General features: G+C 62.5%; 19 protein-coding genes. 18 read left to right on the top strand and 1 reads right to left on the bottom strand.

Features of this window, described 5'->3' with window-relative positions; all coding sequences use genetic code 11:
* Nucleotides 1–7 precede the first annotated feature (7 nt).
* Nucleotides 8–916: a protein translocase subunit SecF gene (gene secF, locus ABE528_RS12660; protein ID WP_152956688.1), complete on the top strand. Its 909-nt coding sequence runs from the start codon at nt 8–10 to the stop codon at nt 914–916.
* A 119-nt stretch (nt 917–1,035) separates the two neighbouring features.
* A complete protein-coding gene (locus ABE528_RS12665; RefSeq protein ID WP_346644602.1) occupies nt 1,036–1,578 on the top strand; it encodes a glycine zipper 2TM domain-containing protein in 543 nt (180 codons plus the stop codon).
* A 57-nt stretch (nt 1,579–1,635) separates the two neighbouring features.
* Here the strand turns inward: ABE528_RS12665 and suhB are convergent, their stop codons facing one another.
* A complete protein-coding gene (suhB, locus tag ABE528_RS12670) occupies nt 1,636–2,454 on the bottom strand; it encodes an inositol-phosphate phosphatase (RefSeq protein WP_152956689.1) in 819 nt (272 codons plus the stop codon).
* A 151-nt stretch (nt 2,455–2,605) separates the two neighbouring features.
* Here suhB and trmJ point away from each other — a divergent pair, with 151 nt between their 5' ends.
* From trmJ to hisS, 16 genes are all read left to right on the top strand, one after another.
* On the top strand, nt 2,606–3,376 hold the full coding sequence (trmJ, locus tag ABE528_RS12675; protein ID WP_152956690.1) for a tRNA (cytosine(32)/uridine(32)-2'-O)-methyltransferase TrmJ: 771 nt from the start codon (nt 2,606–2,608) through the stop codon (nt 3,374–3,376).
* A gap of 3 nt (nt 3,377–3,379) precedes the next feature.
* Nucleotides 3,380–4,168: a serine O-acetyltransferase gene (cysE, locus tag ABE528_RS12680; RefSeq protein WP_152956691.1), complete on the top strand. Its 789-nt coding sequence runs from the start codon at nt 3,380–3,382 to the stop codon at nt 4,166–4,168.
* A 179-nt stretch (nt 4,169–4,347) separates the two neighbouring features.
* Complete coding sequence (iscR, locus tag ABE528_RS12685; protein ID WP_054887562.1) at nt 4,348–4,839, top strand: Fe-S cluster assembly transcriptional regulator IscR; 492 nt, start codon at nt 4,348–4,350, stop codon at nt 4,837–4,839.
* 51 nt (nt 4,840–4,890) lie between these two features.
* On the top strand, nt 4,891–6,105 hold the full coding sequence (locus ABE528_RS12690) for an IscS subfamily cysteine desulfurase (RefSeq protein WP_027920282.1): 1,215 nt from the start codon (nt 4,891–4,893) through the stop codon (nt 6,103–6,105).
* 46 nt (nt 6,106–6,151) lie between these two features.
* Nucleotides 6,152–6,538, top strand: coding sequence for a Fe-S cluster assembly scaffold IscU (gene iscU / locus ABE528_RS12695; protein WP_007929523.1), 387 nt, complete (start codon nt 6,152–6,154; stop codon nt 6,536–6,538).
* A 35-nt stretch (nt 6,539–6,573) separates the two neighbouring features.
* A complete protein-coding gene (gene iscA / locus ABE528_RS12700; RefSeq protein ID WP_023630636.1) occupies nt 6,574–6,897 on the top strand; it encodes an iron-sulfur cluster assembly protein IscA in 324 nt (107 codons plus the stop codon).
* A gap of 8 nt (nt 6,898–6,905) precedes the next feature.
* Nucleotides 6,906–7,427: a co-chaperone HscB gene (gene hscB / locus ABE528_RS12705; protein WP_346653151.1), complete on the top strand. Its 522-nt coding sequence runs from the start codon at nt 6,906–6,908 to the stop codon at nt 7,425–7,427.
* A gap of 42 nt (nt 7,428–7,469) precedes the next feature.
* The gene (gene hscA, locus ABE528_RS12710) at nt 7,470–9,332 is read left to right on the top strand and encodes a Fe-S protein assembly chaperone HscA (RefSeq protein WP_346653152.1); all 1,863 of its coding nucleotides are present in this window, start codon (nt 7,470–7,472) and stop codon (nt 9,330–9,332) included.
* 3 nt (nt 9,333–9,335) lie between these two features.
* Nucleotides 9,336–9,677 (top strand): ISC system 2Fe-2S type ferredoxin, encoded by a 342-nt coding sequence (gene fdx, locus ABE528_RS12715; protein WP_054887566.1) that lies wholly within the window; start codon nt 9,336–9,338, stop codon nt 9,675–9,677.
* A 10-nt stretch (nt 9,678–9,687) separates the two neighbouring features.
* Nucleotides 9,688–9,888, top strand: coding sequence for a Fe-S cluster assembly protein IscX (gene iscX / locus ABE528_RS12720; RefSeq protein WP_023382209.1), 201 nt, complete (start codon nt 9,688–9,690; stop codon nt 9,886–9,888).
* 90 nt (nt 9,889–9,978) lie between these two features.
* Nucleotides 9,979–10,404 (top strand): nucleoside-diphosphate kinase, encoded by a 426-nt coding sequence (gene ndk, locus ABE528_RS12725; protein ID WP_054887567.1) that lies wholly within the window; start codon nt 9,979–9,981, stop codon nt 10,402–10,404.
* 28 nt (nt 10,405–10,432) lie between these two features.
* Nucleotides 10,433–11,578, top strand: coding sequence for a 23S rRNA (adenine(2503)-C(2))-methyltransferase RlmN (rlmN, locus tag ABE528_RS12730; RefSeq protein WP_152956693.1), 1,146 nt, complete (start codon nt 10,433–10,435; stop codon nt 11,576–11,578).
* Nucleotides 11,579–11,591: 13 nt separating this feature from the next.
* Entirely contained in the window at nt 11,592–12,353 is a 762-nt protein-coding gene (gene pilW, locus ABE528_RS12735; RefSeq protein ID WP_152956694.1) for a type IV pilus biogenesis/stability protein PilW, read from the top strand.
* Complete coding sequence (locus tag ABE528_RS12740; protein WP_346653153.1) at nt 12,350–13,372, top strand: RodZ domain-containing protein; 1,023 nt, start codon at nt 12,350–12,352, stop codon at nt 13,370–13,372. The genes pilW and ABE528_RS12740 overlap by 4 nt, the downstream gene beginning before the upstream one ends.
* Before the next feature lie 3 nt (nt 13,373–13,375).
* The gene (gene ispG, locus ABE528_RS12745; protein WP_060511408.1) at nt 13,376–14,485 is read left to right on the top strand and encodes a flavodoxin-dependent (E)-4-hydroxy-3-methylbut-2-enyl-diphosphate synthase; all 1,110 of its coding nucleotides are present in this window, start codon (nt 13,376–13,378) and stop codon (nt 14,483–14,485) included.
* Nucleotides 14,486–14,509: 24 nt separating this feature from the next.
* On the top strand, nt 14,510–15,799 hold the full coding sequence (gene hisS, locus ABE528_RS12750) for a histidine--tRNA ligase (RefSeq protein WP_346653154.1): 1,290 nt from the start codon (nt 14,510–14,512) through the stop codon (nt 15,797–15,799).
* The last annotated feature ends 30 nt before the right edge of the window (nt 15,800–15,829 follow it).

Here is a 15,829-nt window from a genome sequence, read left to right on the forward strand (position 1 = left end):
AGCTGCGATGAAAACCATCAACTTCATGGGCGTGCGCAATGTCGCGTTCGCCGTTACCGTGCTCCTCACCGTGCTGGCGCTGTTCAGCTGGTGGCAGAAGGGCCTGAACTTCGGCCTGGACTTCACCGGCGGTACGCTGATCGAGCTGACCTACGAGCGCCCGGCCAACCTTGAAGCAGTGCGCACCGAGCTGGTTGGTTCCGGCTTCCACGAGGCGGTTGTACAGAGCTTTGGCGCTACCACCGACTTGCTGGTGCGTATGCCTGGCGATGACCCGCAGTTGGGCAACAAGGTCGCTGAAGCCTTGCAGAAAGCTGGCGGGGACAACCCGGCCACGGTCAAGCGGGTCGAGTTCGTCGGCCCGCAGGTGGGGGAAGAACTGCGCGACCAGGGCGGCCTCGGCATGCTGCTGGCACTGGGCGGCATCCTCATCTACCTGGCTTTCCGCTTCCAGTGGAAGTTTGCCGTGGGCGCGATCGTTTCGCTGATTCACGACGTGGTGGTGACCCTGGGTATCCTGTCGTTCTTCCAGATCACCTTCGACCTGACGGTGCTGGCAGCGGTACTGGCGATCATCGGCTACTCGCTGAACGACACCATCGTCGTGTTCGACCGGGTACGTGAGAACTTCCGCGTGATGCGCAAGGCCTCGCTGATCGAGAACATCAACGTCTCGACCACTCAGACCCTGCTGCGCACCATCGCCACCTCGGTGTCGACCTTGCTGGCGATTGCTGCGCTGCTGTTCTTCGGTGGCGACAACCTGTTCGGCTTCTCCCTGGCACTGTTCATCGGTGTCATGGCTGGTACCTATTCGTCGATCTACATCGCCAACGTGGTACTGATCTGGCTGAACCTGAACAGCGAAGACCTGATTCCACCTGCGAAAAACGAAGGTGTGGACGACCGTCCTTAAGGATTAGTCCTACGCCGTTCGGCGACCAAAAGGCGCGAGTGTTGAACTCGCGCCTTTTTTTTCGCTCCAAGGCTGGGAGAAGGCGGGATGGCTCCCGCGGGTAGGATCAGGAGGTTCATGTGAATAAATCAATGCTGGTAGGTGCTGTACTGGGTGCTGTCGGTGTGACTGCCGGAGGTGCTGTCGCAACCTACAGCTTGGTGAACAAGGGGCCTGAATACGCCCAGGTCACCGACGTGCAACCGATCAAGCAGCAGGTCAAGACCCCCCGCGAGGTCTGCAAGGATGTCGCCGTTACGCGTCAGGCGCCGGTCAAGGACCAGCACCAGATCGCCGGTACCGTGGTCGGTGCCATTGCTGGTGGCCTGCTGGGTAACCAGATCGGCGGCGGTACTGGCAAGAAGATCGCCACCGTGGCCGGTGCGGTCGGTGGTGGTTATGCCGGTAACAAGGTGCAGGAAGGCATGCAGGAGCGTGACACCTACACCACTACGCAAACTCGCTGCAACACGGTCAACGACATCAGTGAGAAGGTGGTGGGCTACAACGTCAAGTACACCATCGGTGACCAGGTCGGCCAGGTGAAGATGGACCGCGAGCCGGGTTCGACCATTCCGCTGGACAAGAATGGCAAGCTGATCCTCAGCGAAGCCGGGCAGTAAGCGCCGAGCATAAAAAAAGCACCCCGAGGGGTGCTTTTTTTTGCCTGCAATCCGCGCTTAGCGCTTCATGTGCTCTGGCAGGTGTGGCTGGATGGCGGTCAGGACGGCCTTGAAGCACTTGATGTTGCCTGCAACGATGTGGCCCTTGTCGAGGAAGTCGTGGCCACCGTTGAAGTCGCTCACCAGGCCACCGGCTTCCTGGATCAGCAGCACGCCTGCAGCCATGTCCCACTCGGACAGCCCCGACTCCCAGAAGGCGTCGAAGCGGCCGGCAGCCACGTAGGCCAGGTCCAGGCTGGCGGAGCCGGCGCGGCGAATGCCGGCGGTCTGGCCAGTCAGGGCGCGGAACATGCCCAGGTAGTTGTCCATGTCAGCCATCTGGTTGTCACGGAACGGGAAGCCGGTGCCCAGCAGGGCGCCGTCCAGGCTGGTGCGCGAGCTGACGCGCAGGCGGCGGCCATTGAGTTGGGCGCCACGGCCGCGGCTGGCGGTGAATTCTTCCTGGCGAACCGGGTCGACGATCACGGCGTGCTCGAGGCGACCACGGTATTTGCAGGCGATGCTGACAGCGAAGTGCGGAATGCCGCGCAGGAAGTTGGTGGTGCCGTCCAGCGGATCGATGATCCACAGGTAGTCCTTGCCTTCTTCGCCGGTGCCGGCGTGCAGGCCGGTTTCTTCACCTTGAATGGAGTGGTTCGGGTAGGCCTTGCGCAGGGCATTGACGATGCTCTGCTCGGCGGCGCGATCCACTTCGGAGACGTAGTCCTTGGCCTCTTTCTCGTCGACCTTGATGGTATCCAGGCGTTCGATGGAGCGGAAAATCAGTTCACTGGCGCTGCGAGCGGCGCGCAGGGCGATATTCAGCATGGGCTGCATGGGCGGGTCACCTGGAGATGTTAAAGAAGAAAGCCGATCATTCTAGCAGAAAAGTTTGGCGGCAGAAGTGTCACATTTGCTTTCATGGCGTTACGCTGGTCGGTTCTGTAAGATCGATTTCCCGCAAACCTGCATCTGAGAGCACAACACCTTGCTGCAAAATATTCGTGTTGTTCTGGTCAATACCAGCCACCCCGGCAACATCGGCGGCGCTGCGCGTGCCATGAAAAACATGGGCTTGTCGCGTCTGGTGCTGGTGCAGCCAAAAGAGTTCCCGTCCGGCGACGCCACCGCGCGTGCCTCGGGCGCCGACGATATCCTGGCCAATGCCCAGGTGGTCGACAGCCTTGAAGACGCGTTGGTCGGATGCAATCTGGTCATGGGCACCAGCGCCCGTGAGCGCAGCATCCCCTGGCCGTTGATCGACCCGCGTGAGTGCGGGGCCAAGGCCGTGGAGCACGCCAACGGGGGTGAAGAGATCGCCTTGGTGTTCGGGCGCGAACACGCCGGCCTGACCAACGAAGAACTGCAGCGATGTCACTTCCACGTGCACATTCCCTCGAACCCCGACTTCAGCTCGCTGAACCTTGCTGCCGCAGTCCAGGTGCTCTCCTACGAGGTGCGCATGGCCTGGCTGGCAGCCGAAGGCGCGCCATCGAAAGTCGAGAAGTTCGATGCCAACTCGCTGCGCAGCAACGAGCTGGCGACCATGGACGAAATGGAGCTGTTCTATGAACACCTGGAGAAAACCCTGGTGGACATCGGCTTCCTCGACCCCGAGAAGCCCAAGCACCTGATGCCGCGCCTGCGCCGGCTGTATGGGCGCAGCTCGGTCAATCGTTCGGAAATGAGCATTTTGCGCGGCATCCTCACCGAGACCCAGAAGGTCGTCCGGGGCGAGCCGCATAAACGGAAGGACTGACAGATGTTCGAACGTCTGCGTGAAGATATCCAAAGCGTATTCCATCGTGACCCGGCGGCGCGCAACGCCTTCGAGGTACTGACCTGCTACCCCGGCATGCACGCCATCTGGCTGCACCGCCTGGGCAATGCCCTGTGGAAGCGCGACTTCAAGTGGCTGGCCCGCCTGGTGTCGAACTTCGGGCGCTGGCTGACCGGTATCGAGATCCATCCCGGTGCGACCATCGGTCGACGCTTCTTCATCGACCACGGCATGGGCATCGTCATCGGCGAAACCGCCGAGATCGGCGACGATGTCACTCTTTATCAGGGCGTGACCCTGGGTGGTACCAGCTGGAACAAAGGCAAGCGCCACCCGACCCTTGAGAACGGTGTGGTGGTTGGGGCGGGTGCCAAGGTGCTCGGCCCGTTCACCGTCGGTGCCGGGGCCAAGATCGGCTCCAATGCGGTGGTGACCAAGGCGGTGCCGGCTGGTGCCACTGCGGTTGGCATCCCAGGGCGGATCATCGTCAAGAACAGCGAGGACACCGAGCTCGAGGCCAGGCGCAAGGCCATGGCCGAGAAGATCGGTTTCGATGCCTATGGTGTCAGTGGCGACATGCCGGACCCGGTAGCCCGTGCCATCGGTCAGATGCTTGACCACCTGCAGGCCGTCGACGAGCGCCTGGAGGGCATGTGTGGTGCGCTGACCAAGATGGGCAGTGATTACTGTGCCAAGGAGCTGCCGAAGCTGCCGGAAGATGACTTCGCGGTCGAAACCCAGGCGGCCCAGCGCGACACTCAGTCACATTGATTGCGCCACAGTGAAGTCACTCTGACATATGGGGCGTGTGCTCGCGCCCCTTTACTGCTACACTCGCGCCCGCCTCCCCGATGCAAACCCGACTAAAGCAGTAGGTCTAATAGTTGACTTAAATGCTCGGGAATCGCATACTCGCACACATCCCGTAACTCCCGTGGTACCCACTAGCCATGCGACTGACTACCAAAGGCCGATACGCCGTCACTGCCATGCTCGACCTGGCACTGCACGCGCAGCATGGGCCGGTGTCTTTGGCCGACATTTCCGAGCGCCAGGGCATTTCCCTCTCTTATCTGGAACAGCTGTTCGCCAAGCTGCGCCGCAGCAGCCTGGTCTCCAGTGTGCGCGGTCCGGGCGGTGGCTACCAGCTGTCGCGCGGCATGGAAACCATCCAGGTGGCCCAGGTCATCGACGCGGTCAACGAGTCGGTCGATGCCACCCGTTGCCAGGGCCTTGGGGATTGCCATGCCGGTGACACCTGCCTGACCCACCACCTGTGGTGCGACCTCAGCCAGCAGATCCACGAATTCCTCAGCGGCATCAGCCTGGCCGACCTCGTCATGCGCCGTGAGGTGCAGGAAGTCGCTCAGCGCCAGGACCTGCGGCGTGTCGCAGGCCGTACCGCCTTGCTGGACAAGATTGAGACGTCCGCCGTCGACTGACCGATTAGATCAACAGTGACGAGCGACGCCACCGCCTGATAGGAGATACCCATGAAGTTGCCGATCTACCTCGATTACTCCGCTACCACGCCGGTCGACCCACGTGTCGCCCAGAAGATGGCCGACTGCCTGCTGGTCGACGGCAACTTCGGTAACCCGGCCTCGCGTTCCCACGTGTTCGGCTGGAAGGCCGAAGAAGCGGTCGAGAACGGCCGCCGCCAGGTTGCCGAGCTGATCAACGCCGACCCGCGCGAAATCGTCTGGACCAGCGGTGCCACCGAGTCCGACAACCTCGCCCTGAAAGGCGTGGCGCACTTCTATCAGACCAAGGGCAAGCACATCATCACCTCCAAGATCGAGCACAAGGCGGTCCTGGATACCGCTCGCCAGCTCGAGCGTGAAGGTTTTGAAGTTACCTACCTGGAACCGGGCGAAGACGGCATCGTCACCCCGGCCATGGTTGAAGCCGCCCTGCGCGACGACACCATCCTGGTCTCGCTGATGCACGTGAACAACGAAGTCGGCTCGATCAACGACATCGCCGCCATCGGTGAACTGACCCGTTCGCGCGGCGTCCTGTTCCACGTCGATGCCGCCCAGTCGGCTGGCAAGGTCGAAATCGACCTGCAGAAGCTGAAGGTCGACCTGATGTCGTTCTCGGCGCACAAGGTCTACGGTCCTAAAGGTATCGGCGCGCTGTACGTCAGCCGCAAGCCGCGCGTGCGTCTGGAAGCCATCATTCACGGCGGTGGCCATGAGCGCGGCATGCGTTCGGGCACCCTGCCGACCCACCAGATCGTCGGCATGGGCGAAGCCTTCGCCATTGCCAAGCAGGAAATGGCCGCCGAGAACGTGCGTATCAAGGCCCTGAGCGACCGCTTCTTCAAGCAGGTCTCGGACCTCGAAGAGCTGTACGTCAACGGCAGCAAGACTGCCCGCGTGCCACACAACCTGAACCTGAGCTTCAACTACGTCGAAGGCGAATCGCTGCTGATGTCCCTGAAGGACATCGCCGTATCGTCCGGTTCGGCCTGTACCTCCGCTTCGCTCGAGCCGTCGTATGTACTGCGCGCTCTGGGCCGCAACGACGAGCTGGCGCACAGCTCGATCCGCTTCTCCTTCGGCCGCTTCACCACTGAAGAAGAAGTCGACTACGCCGCGCAGCAAGTCTGCATGGCCGTCAACAAACTGCGTGAGCTGTCGCCGCTGTGGGACATGTACAAAGACGGCGTTGACATCTCCAAGATCGAGTGGGCCGCCCACTAAGCAGTCGCCGGCAAGAGCGGCTCCCTGATGAGGAAGGAATTGCACCATGGCATACAGTGAAAAGGTCATCGACCACTACGAAAACCCACGCAACGTCGGCAAGATGAACGCCGAAGACCCGGATGTCGGTACCGGCATGGTCGGCGCCCCAGCGTGCGGTGACGTGATGCGTCTGCAGATCAAGGTCAACGAGCAAGGCATCATCGAAGATGCCAAGTTCAAGACTTACGGCTGCGGTTCGGCCATCGCTTCCAGCTCCCTCGCCACCGAGTGGATGAAGGGCAAGACCCTGGACGAAGCTGAAACCATCAAGAACACCCAGCTGGCGGAAGAACTGGCGTTGCCGCCAGTGAAGATCCACTGCTCGGTACTCGCTGAAGATGCCATCAAGGCAGCTGTTCGCGACTACAAGCAGAAGAAAGGCTTGATCTAAGCCGCCCGTTGCAAGGTAAGACTCAAGGAGTTCCGATGGCTATCAGCATGACAGAAGCCGCCGCCAACCACATTCGCCGCTCCCTCGACGGGCGCGGCAAGGGTGAGGGCATTCGCCTGGGCGTGCGCACCACCGGCTGCTCGGGCCTGGCCTACGTGCTGGAGTTCGTCGACGAGCTGGCCGCAGAGGACCAGGTGTTCGAGAACCACGGCGTCAAGGTGATCATCGATCCCAAGAGCCTGGTCTACCTCGATGGCACCGAGCTGGACTTCGTCAAGGAAGGGTTGAACGAAGGCTTCAAGTTCAACAACCCCAACGTGCGCGGTGAGTGTGGCTGCGGCGAAAGCTTCAACGTCTGAGGCTGGCCGTGGGTACTCCTTGTCATTACGCTCTGTTTGACCTCCAGCCCTGCTTCCGCCTGGACCTCGACAAACTGGCCACTCGCTATCGCGAGCTGGCCCGCGAGGTCCATCCGGACCGCTTCGCCGACGCCTCCGAGCGCGAGCAGCGGGTAGCGCTGGAAAAGTCCGCGGCCCTCAACGATGCCTACCAGACCCTGCGCAGTGCGCCGCGCCGTGCCCGCTACCTGCTGGCTATCGGTGGCCACGAAGTGCCTCAGGAGGTCACGGTCCATGACCCTGATTTCCTGTTGCAGCAGATGCAGTGGCGTGAAGAGCTCGAAGAGCTGCAGGACGAAGCCGACCTCGATGGCGTGGCTGTGTTCAAGAAGCGCCTGAAGGCTGCTCAGGACACCCTCAACGAGGATTTCGCCGCCTGCTGGGATGTGCCTGCCGAGCGCGACAAGGCCGAACGCCTGATGCGCCGCATGCAATTCCTCGACAAGCTCGCCCAAGAAGTGCGCCAACTGGAAGAGCGCCTCGACGATTAACCCGGTGTCGCCCGTGATGACGCCTAAGGTATTCAGATAAGCATGGCCCTACTGCAGATCGCCGAACCCGGTCAAAGCCCTCAGCCGCACCAGCGCCGCCTGGCGGTGGGTATCGACCTGGGTACCACCAATTCTCTGGTCGCTGCCGTGCGCAGCGGTCGCAGCGAGCCCCTGCCCGATGCGCAGGGCAACGTCATTCTGCCTTCGGCGGTGCGATACCTGGCTGGCCACAGCGAAGTCGGCCTGGCCGCGCGCGAAGCGGCTGCCAGCGACCCGCTGAACACCGTGCTGTCGGTCAAGCGCCTGATGGGTCGTGGCCTGGCAGACGTCAAGCAGCTTGGTGAGCAACTGCCGTACCGCTTTATCGGCGGTGAGTCGCACATGCCGTTCATCGACACCGTCCAAGGGCCGAAAAGCCCGGTCGAAGTGTCCGCCGACATCCTCAAGGTGCTGCGCGAGCGTGCCGAAGCCACCCTGGGTGGCGAGTTGGTGGGCGCAGTGATCACTGTGCCGGCCTACTTCGACGACGCCCAGCGCCAGGCCACCAAGGACGCTGCACGGCTGGCCGGCCTGAGCGTGCTGCGCCTGCTCAACGAGCCGACTGCCGCTGCCGTGGCCTATGGCCTGGACCAGAACGCTGAAGGCCTGGTGGCCATCTATGACCTGGGTGGCGGTACCTTTGATATTTCCATTCTGCGCCTGACTGCCGGTGTGTTCGAAGTGCTGGCTACCGGTGGCGATACCGCCCTGGGGGGCGACGATTTCGACCACGTCATTGCTGGCTGGATCATCGAGCAGGCCGGCCTGTCCGCTGATCTCGATCCGGCCACCCAGCGCCAGTTGCTGCAGGCCGCCTGCGCTGCCAAGGAAGCCCTGACCGATGTTGACACTGTCAGCGTCAGCCACGGTGCCTGGACGGGCGAACTGAGCCGCACCGCCTTCGAAGCCATGATCGAGCCGCTGGTTGCCCGCAGCCTGAAAGCCTGCCGCCGCGCTGTGCGCGACAGCGGCGTCGAGCTGGAAGAAGTAGGCGCAGTGGTGATGGTCGGTGGTTCGACTCGCGTGCCCCGTGTGCGCGAAGCCGTGGGCGCGCTGTTTGGTCGCACCCCGCTGACCTCGATCGACCCGGACCAGGTGGTGGCCATCGGCGCCGCCATCCAGGCCGATACCCTGGCCGGCAACCGCCGCGAAGGTGGCGAGCTGCTGCTGCTCGATGTCATCCCGCTGTCCCTGGGCCTCGAGACCATGGGCGGGCTGATGGAGAAGGTGATCCCGCGCAACACCACCATTCCGGTGGCTCGCGCCCAGGAATTCACGACGTATAAAGATGGCCAGTCGGCCATGATGATCCACGTCCTGCAGGGTGAGCGCGAGCTGATCAGCGACTGCCGCTCCCTGGCGCGCTTCGAGCTGCGCGGCATTCCGGCCATGGTTGCAGGTGCCGCCAAGATCCGCGTGACCTTCCAGGTCGACGCCGATGGCCTGCTCAGCGTTGCCGCCCGCGAACTGGGCTCGGGCGTGGAAGCCAGCATTCAGGTCAAGCCGTCCTACGGCCTGACCGACGGCGAGATTGCCCGCATGCTCAAGGATTCCTTCGAGCACGCAGGTTCCGACAAGCAGGCGCGCCAGTTGCGCGAGCACCAGGTCGACGGCGAACGCCTGCTCGAAGCGGTGCAGGGCGCCCTGGACGCCGACGGTGAGCGTCTGCTCAGCGAAGACGAGCGGGTCGCCATCGAGTACCAGATGCAAGAATTGCGTGATTTGCTCAGCGGCACTGATGGCGCGGCCATCGAGCAGCAGACCAAGCGTCTGTCGCAGGTGACCGATGCTTTTGCCGCCCGTCGCCTTGATTCGACGGTCAAAGCCGCACTGGCCGGGCGCAACCTGAATGAGATCGAGGAGTAACCGATGCCCCAGGTGATTTTCCTGCCGCACGAGAAGTTCTGCCCGGACGGGCTGGTGGTTGAAGTGGAGCCAGGGACCAACATCCTGGAGCTGGCCCACGAGCACCACATCGAGATGGAAAGCGCGTGCGGCGGTGTGTGCGCCTGCACCACCTGTCACTGCATCGTGCGTGAAGGCTTCGACTCGCTCGAGGAAGCCGACGAGCTGGAAGAGGATATGCTGGACAAGGCCTGGGGCCTGGAGGCGCAATCGCGCCTGGCCTGCCAGGTGATCGTCGGTGAGGATGACCTCACCATCGAGATTCCGAAGTATTCGCTCAACCACGCTGCCGAAGCGCCGCACTGAGGTTTGCCCGATGAGCCTGAAATGGATTGATGTACTTGAGATCGCCATCCAGCTTGCGGAAAGCAAGCCGGACGTCGATCCTAGATATGTGAATTTCGTCGATCTGCACCGTTGGGTGCTGGCCTTGCCAGAGTTCAGCGACGATCCGTCACGTGGCGGTGAGAAAGTGCTCGAGGCCATCCAGGCGGCCTGGATTGAAGAAGCCGACTAAGCGTGACGCTGCAGGTTAGGCAATCCCCTGGAACCCGCGTATAATTCGCGGGTTTAATTTTTCGTAACACTCAATATTCTGGAGTTTTCCATGGCTGTTCAACGTACTTTCTCGATCATCAAGCCTGACGCCGTTGCCAAGAACGTTATCGGCAAGATCACCACCCGCTTCGAAGAAGCCGGCCTGAAAATCGTTGCCTCGAAAATCAAGCAACTGTCCAAAGCCGAAGCCGAAGGCTTCTACGCCGAGCACAAAGAGCGCGGCTTCTTCGCTGACCTGGTTGCCTTCATGACTTCCGGCCCAGTCGTTGTTCAGGTTCTGGAAGGCGAAAACGCCATCGCTCTGAACCGTGAGCTGATGGGCGCTACCAACCCTAAAGAAGCTGCTCCAGGCACCATCCGTGCTGACTTCGCCGAGTCGATCGACGCCAACGCCGTTCACGGTTCGGACTCCGAAGCTGCTGCTGCTCGCGAAATCGCTTACTTCTTCGCTGCTACCGAGGTAACCACTCGCTAAGCGAAAGCTTACGGGTGAGGGTGAATCCATGACGACATCTACTGGCAAAATCAACCTGTTGGGGCTGACCCAGCCGGAAATGGAAAAGTTCTTCGACTCGATAGGGGAGAAGCGCTTCCGTGCCGGTCAGGTGATGAAATGGATTCACCATTTTGGCGTGTCCGACTTTGCGGCCATGACCAACGTAGGCAAGGTCTTGCGCGAAAAGCTCGAGGCCGTTGCCGAGATTCGCCCTCCGGAAGTGGTCAGTGAAGACATTTCCGCCGACGGCACCCGTAAATGGGTGATCCGCGTTGCCTCCGGCAGCTGCGTCGAGACCGTCTACATCCCCACCGACGACCGCGGTACCCTCTGCGTTTCGTCGCAAGCCGGCTGCGCCCTGGACTGCAGTTTCTGCTCCACCGGCAAGCAAGGCTTCAACAGCAACCTCACTGCCGCCGAAGTGATCGGCCAGGTGTGGCTTGCGAACAAATCCTTCGGGACCGTCCCGGCCAAGATCGACCGCGCGATTACCAACGTGGTCATGATGGGCATGGGCGAGCCCCTGCTGAACTTCGACAACGTCATCGCCGCCATGCACATCATGATGGACGACCTGGGCTATGGCATTTCCAAGCGTCGCGTCACCTTGTCCACCTCGGGCGTGGTGCCGATGATCGATGAACTGGCCAAGCACATCGACGTGTCCCTGGCGCTGTCGCTGCACGCGCCAAACGACGAACTGCGCAACCAGCTGGTGCCGATCAACAAGAAGTACCCGCTGAAGATGCTGCTGGAGTCGTGCATGGGCTACATGTCGACCCTGGGCGGCAAGCGTGTGCTGACCATCGAGTACACCCTGCTCAAGGACGTCAACGACCAGCCTGAGCATGCGGCACAGATGATCGAGCTGCTGCGTGACGTACCGTGCAAGATCAACCTGATCCCGTTCAACCCGTTCCCGCATTCGGGTTACGAGCGGCCGAGCAACAACGCGATTCGCCGCTTCCAGGACCTGCTGCACCACGGTGGTTTCAATGTCACCACCCGTACCACCCGTGGCGACGACATCGACGCTGCCTGTGGCCAGCTTGTGGGTCAGGTCAACGACCGTACCCGCCGCAGCGAGCGCTACATCGCGGTCCGCCAGCTGTCCGCTGACGCCGAGCTGCAAGACAGCACCGTGCGTCACTGAGTCCGGCCTTGCCATGAGCCTGCGCGCCGCGCTGTCGATCCTTGCGCTTTCGCTGCTGGCCGGCTGCGTGTCGGGCGGCGCGAGCGACCCTCTGGCCAATCGCCAGGGGCGGGCGGAGGCAGGGCGGGCCTATACGCAGCTTGGCCTGGGTTATTTGCAACAAGGTTTGACCCAGCAGGCCAAGGCCCCCTTGGGCAAGGCGCTCGCGCTGAATGCCGGGGATGCCGATGCTCATGCGGCCCTGGCCCTGGTGTTCCAGGCCGAAGGTGAGCCAGCCCTTGCCAATGGGCACTTCGAAAAAGCGCTGGCTGCCCGCCCGGGCGACACGCGAATTCGCAACAACTACGGCAGTTTCCTATATGCTCAGCAACGTTTTGCCGAAGCCGAGCAGATGTTTCGCCTGGCCAGTGCCGATACCCTGTATCCTGAACGTTCGCGGGTGTACGAGAACCTTGGCCTGACCGCCCTGGAGCTCGGCGATCGCGACCAGGCACATGCGTATCTGACCAAGGCCCTGCAACTCAACCGACGCCAGCCCAGAGCGTTGCTGGAAATGGCTGAGTTGTCCTTCGAAAACAGGCATTATGTGCCGGCCCGGGATTACTACGATCGTTTCAGCCAGTTGAGCGATCACAGTCCCCGTAGCCTTCTGCTGGGCAGCCGCCTTGCCCGGGTATTCGACGAGCAGGGCACCCTGGCCGATCTGGGCCAGCAATTACAACGACTTTATCCCGGTACGCCGGAATATCAGCAATACCTGTCGGAGCAACGATGAAAGCCGCGCATCCCGAAGTAGCAGCAGCGACTGGCCAGAACCCCGGTGAGCTGTTGCGCCAGGCCCGCGAAAAACGGGAGTGGTCGCAAGCCGAGGTGGCCCGCAAGCTCAACCTCACCGTAAGTTCGCTGAACCACCTGGAAACCGGCGCCTTCGACAAGCTGCCAGGGCATACTTTCGCTCGTGGTTACATCCGCGCCTACGCCAAATTGATGGACATGGACCAGGCACCGCTGGTCGAGGCTTTCGACCAGTACACCGGTACCCATGCCAAGGGCAGTGAAGTGCATTCCCTTGGCCGCATCGAAGAACCGGTGCGCCTGTCGCACAACATCATGCGCGGCGTCACCCTGTTGCTGCTGGTCGCTGTGGTCGGCGGCAGCTTCATCTGGTGGCAGGACCAGGGCAGCTTGAAAGGCAAGGACCTGGCCAAGATGGCGCTGGAGCACGTGGAAGTCGAAAGTGCCGACGGTACCACCCAGATTCACCCGCTGGACGAGCCTGAAGACCAGGCCGTGACCGCGGGTCAGCAACCTGAGAGCGCACCGCTGCCACTGGAACAGGCCCCCGCCGAGGCGGCAGCCGAAAGCACCAGCGAAGCCGCCCCGGCCGCGACTGCGCCTGCACCGGCTCCAGTGCCTGTTCCTGCTCCGGTTCAGCAGGCACCGGTTCATGCTGTCGCGCCAGCCCCTGCCCCTGTAGCGCCTGCCGCGCCAGTTGCCAGCGTGCCGGCCGTTGCCGCTGCCGAGCCTACCGCCCCGGCGGCCGTGCCGGCCGGCAGCGCCAAGGTTGCCATCCAGTTCACCGCCGATTGCTGGACCCAGGTGTCCGATGGCAACGGCAAGGTGCTGTTCAGCGCCGTCAAGCGCAAGGGGGACAACCTCGAGTTGACTGGCAAGCCGCCGTTCGCGGTCCGCCTGGGCTTTGCCCGTGGCGCCCAAGTCAGCTACAACGGCCAGGCCGTCGATGTTGCCCCGTTCACCAGTGGCGAGACCGCTCGCCTGAAGTTGGGACAGTAAGTCATGCACGGCGAATCTCCGATCAAACGTCGCGAATCCCGCAAAATCTGGGTCGGCAATGTGCCGGTGGGTGGTGATGCCCCCATCGCGGTGCAGAGCATGACCAACACCGACACCAACGATGTGATGGCCACCGTGGCGCAGATCCAGCGCCTGGTCGATGCCGGTGTCGACATCGTCCGCGTCTCGGTACCGGACATGGACGCCGCCGAAGCGTTCGGCAAGATCAAGCAGCGGGTCAGTGTGCCGCTGGTGGCCGATATCCATTTCGACTACAAGATCGCCCTGCGTGTCGCCGAGCTTGGCGTCGATTGCCTGCGCATCAACCCGGGCAACATCGGCCGCGAAGACCGCGTGCGCGCGGTGGTCGACGCTGCCCGCGACCGGGGCATCCCGATCCGCATCGGCGTCAACGCCGGTTCTTTGGAAAAGGACCTGCAGAAGAAGTACGGCGAGCCGACCCCGGCCGCGCTGGTCGAATCGGCCCTGCGTCACGTCGAGCACCTCGACCGCCTGGACTTCCAGGACTTCAAGGTCAGCGTGAAGGCCTCCGACGTGTTCATGGCCGTCGAAGCCTACCGCCTGCTGGCCAAGCAGATCATCCAGCCGCTGCACTTGGGGATCACCGAAGCCGGTGGCCTGCGCTCGGGGACGGTGAAATCCGCCGTCGGCCTCGGTATGCTGCTGGCCGAAGGCATCGGCGATACCATCCGCATCTCGCTGGCGGCCGACCCGGTCGAAGAAGTGAAGGTCGGCTACGACATCCTCAAGTCGCTGCACCTGCGTTCGCGTGGCATCAACTTCATCGCCTGCCCGAGCTGCTCGCGGCAGAACTTCGATGTGGTCAAGACCATGAACGAGCTGGAAGGGCGCCTGGAAGACCTGCTGGTGCCGCTGGACGTGGCGGTGATCGGTTGCGTGGTCAACGGCCCCGGCGAAGCCAAGGAAGCCCACGTGGGCCTGACCGGTGGTACGCCGAACCTGATCTACATCGACGGCAAGCCGGCGCAAAAGCTGACCAATGACAACCTGGTCGATGAGCTGGAGAAGCTCATCCGCCAGAAAGCGGCCGAAAAGGTCGAGGCTGACGCGGCGCTGATCGCCCGCAGCTGACACACAGATTCGTAAGGACTTTTCGTGAGCAAATCGCTGCAAGCCATCCGTGGCATGAACGACATCCTGCCAGAGCAGTCGCCGCTCTGGCGCTACTTCGAAGGCACCGTCGCCGGCCTGCTGGACACCTACGGGTACAGCCAGATCCGCACGCCGATCGTCGAGTTCACCGAGCTGTTCAAGCGCTCCATTGGTGAAGTCACCGACATCGTCGAAAAAGAGATGTACACCTTCGAGGACCGCAACGGCGATTCGCTCACCCTGCGCCCTGAAGGCACTGCCGCCTGCGTGCGCGCGGTACTGGAGCATGGCATCACTGGCAACGGCCAGGTGCAGAAACTCTGGTACATCGGCCAGATGTTCCGCCACGAGCGCCCACAGAAGGGCCGCTATCGCCAGTTCCACCAGATCGGTGTGGAAGTGTTCAACCTGGACGGTCCGGACATCGATGCCGAGCTGATCATGCTCACCTGGCGCCTGTGGGGCCTGCTGGGCATCCAGGACGCGGTCAAGCTCGAGCTCAACAGCCTGGGTACCAGCGAAGCTCGTGCCCGCTACCGTGACGCGCTGGTCGAGTTCCTCTCGGCGCGCCTGGAGCAGCTCGACGAAGACAGCCAGCGCCGCCTCAAGAGCAACCCGCTGCGCATCCTCGACAGCAAGGACCAGGGTACCCAGGCGGTGCTGGTTGGCGCGCCGAAGCTGGAAGACTACCTGGACGAAGATTCCCGCGTGCACTTCGAGGGCCTCAAGGCTCGCCTCGACGCCGCTGGCATCCCGTTCGTGATCAACACCAAGCTGGTACGTGGCCTGGACTACTACAGCAAGACCGTGTTCGAGTGGGTCACCGACAAGCTCGGCGCCCAGGGCACCGTCTGCGCCGGTGGCCGTTACGACGGCCTGGTCGAGCAGATGGGCGGCAAGCCGACCACTGGCGTTGGTTTCGCCATGGGTATCGAGCGCCTGATCCTGCTGCTGGAAACCCTCGGCAAGGTCCCCGAGTCGATCAACCGCACCATCGACGTCTACCTGTGCGCCTTTGGCGAGCAGGCGGAACTGGCCGGCCTGCGCCTGTCCGAAAGCCTGCGCGACCGCCTGCCGGGCTTGCGCCTGGCGGTCAACGCCGGTGGTGGCAGCTTCAAGAGCCAGTTCAAGAAGGCCGACAAGAGCGGCGCGCTGTTCGCCCTGATCCTCGGCGACGACGAACTGGCCAAGCAAGAGATCGGCTTGAAGCCCCTGCGTGGTCAGGGCGAACAACAGAACATTGCCTGGGATGCTCTGGCTGAGCACCTGGAAACCGCGATCGCTCAGGCGTAACGCGGTTCAACAAGCGAATAGGCGAAAAGG

Source organism: Pseudomonas sp. TWI628 (genome assembly GCF_039673865.1).
Lineage (GTDB): Bacteria > Pseudomonadota > Gammaproteobacteria > Pseudomonadales > Pseudomonadaceae > Aquipseudomonas.